At 70.9% G+C, this 1,899-nt stretch carries 4 protein-coding genes; all 4 read right to left on the reverse strand.

The features are described from left to right. A partial coding sequence (locus tag AZE13_RS33365) for a hypothetical protein (protein ID WP_147264833.1) occupies nucleotides 1-342 on the reverse strand: 342 nt, incomplete at its 3' end. A 32-nt stretch (nucleotides 343-374) separates the two neighbouring features. Beyond that, complete coding sequence (locus AZE13_RS38925; RefSeq protein WP_258528197.1) at nucleotides 375-839, reverse strand: hypothetical protein; 465 nt, start codon at nucleotides 837-839, stop codon at nucleotides 375-377. 113 nt (nucleotides 840-952) lie between these two features. After that, nucleotides 953-1,132, reverse strand: coding sequence for a hypothetical protein (locus tag AZE13_RS38930; protein WP_258528198.1), 180 nt, complete (start codon nucleotides 1,130-1,132; stop codon nucleotides 953-955). 159 nt (nucleotides 1,133-1,291) lie between these two features. Further along, nucleotides 1,292-1,801 (reverse strand): FCD domain-containing protein, encoded by a 510-nt coding sequence (locus AZE13_RS35285; protein WP_309302259.1) that lies wholly within the window; start codon nucleotides 1,799-1,801, stop codon nucleotides 1,292-1,294. Nucleotides 1,802-1,899 lie beyond the last annotated feature (98 nt).

Here is a 1,899-nt window from a genome sequence, read left to right on the forward strand (position 1 = left end):
GTCGCCTGGGCCCACCGCATGTTCGGGGTGGTGTCGCCACTCGGAAGCCACCGCACCCACCTGCTCCCAGAGTTCGCTGTAGGTGAGCGTGTCGAACCGCTGCAAGAGGCGCAGCGTGGTACGGCCCGTCTCCGGGTCGGTGACCGGCTCCGTGGCACGCTCGCCTGCCTCCATCACGGTGGCCACCAGATCGGCGAGCGGTAGTCCGGGGCGCCGGATCGCCTCGGTGACGGCGTCCAGGGGTGCAGCGTCACGGAACTGGGTGTCGGTCGCGTAAAGGCGGGTGCTTCGTCGGTCGGTACGTGCGTCGAGCTCGTCGGTGGGGAGGTGGGGGCGAGACACGAGTGGTCTCCTTTACGGCCGTGAAGGCCTGTTCAGGCGGGCAGCGTTGCCGTTCGGACAGAGCGATCGGATCGGTAGGAGGGCTGACGTAGGTGGCGGTCCCGACCCTCGCCGTGGCCGGCGAGTGCCATGACGATGCCGAGGACGGCCAGGACGGCGAGCAAAAGCGTCCAGCTGCGCGTGACGTCATGCAGGGTGCATGCCAGGACGGACAGCGCGGGGGCGGCGACCAGTACGGTGAGGCCGCCCGCCAGGAGGGCCGAGGCGCCGACCAGGGTCCAGCGCTGGTCGTGCCGGTCCCGGGTGAGCAGGGGCAGCAGGCTGCTGGCCGCCTGGGACGCCACCTGGTAGAAGAACAGCATCCATCCGGCCGTGGTGCTGCTCGTCCTGCGGTCGATCAGGATGCTGGGCAGCCAGGCGACGGCGGTGTAGAAGGCCAGGGAGCGCAGGCCCATGAAGACGGTGACCTGCCAGGCGAGCCGCGACTGCCACGGCACCGGGCTGTGGGTCCCGCCGGCCGACGCCTGCGGCTCGCCCCCCCCCGCATCCGGAACAGCCAGGTGAGGAGCGCCGCAATGGTGAAGGCGACGCCTCAGGCCGGCGCGGTGTGTCAGGAATCCGGCACGGCGTGGGCCAGCGATGCGGAGATCCCGGAGGAGACCGCGGCCATCAGGCCCATGACGGTGACGTGGAGAGCACTGACGCCCTGGACGCGGTGTGCGGGCGCGCTCCTCCTGATCAGGGCGGGCAGCAGCACGTTGCCAAACGCGATGGCTGCGGAGTGGAGCATCGTCCGGCGAACAGGCAGGCCACGGAGGGAAGGGAGCGGACCATCGTTCCGGCGGCCAGCACTCCGAGCGCCACCACCAGCAGGCGAGCGCTGCCGAACCGGTGGGAGGCCCGAGTTACCAGGGGCGACATCGCGCGAACGTCAGCAGCAGGAGGGTGCTCAACAGTCCGTCCCCGCTCGATATCCGGCAGCAGGGTGCCGACGCCGGTGGGCGTAGTGCGCAGGTTCGTCGCCACGAGGCAGATCGCGATGACGAGTCCGGCGGACACGGCGGGCCGGGCGCCGTCGGCGGCCGGTGTCCCGGCGGGACACCGGGGTCGGTTGTGGGCTCACTGGTCCTCCGCTGCGCGTGCGTCGGCGGTTTCGTGGTCGCGGGTGAGCCGGACGATCACGGCCGCGGCCTCGCGCGCGCCGCCCGCGTCCCGGGCCTCGATCGCATCGACGAGCCGCCGGTGCAGGCCGGCGTGCTCCTCGGCGTGGGCGGCGTCCCAGGTGCGAGGAGAGCGCCGTGCCGAGGTAGTCGTACACCTCGATCAGCAGGTCGTTCCCGCTCGCTCGGACGACGGACCGGTGGAAGAGCGCGTCGACGTCCGTAGCTGCGGACGCGTCCTCGCTGGCGGTGGCCGCTTCGGCCTCGGACGCCTCACCCGACAAGGCTTCCTCACCCAACCAGGGCGAGGCCCGCTACCAGAAACGGACTTAACGTCCACTTAGAAATCAACGAAGCCACGCAGCCCAGCCCCGTTCCGCTTAAGTTGCTGGCATTG

The sequence above is a fragment of the Streptomyces sp. NBRC 110611 genome (genome assembly GCF_001590865.1).
In the GTDB taxonomy this organism is placed as follows: domain Bacteria; phylum Actinomycetota; class Actinomycetes; order Streptomycetales; family Streptomycetaceae; genus Streptomyces.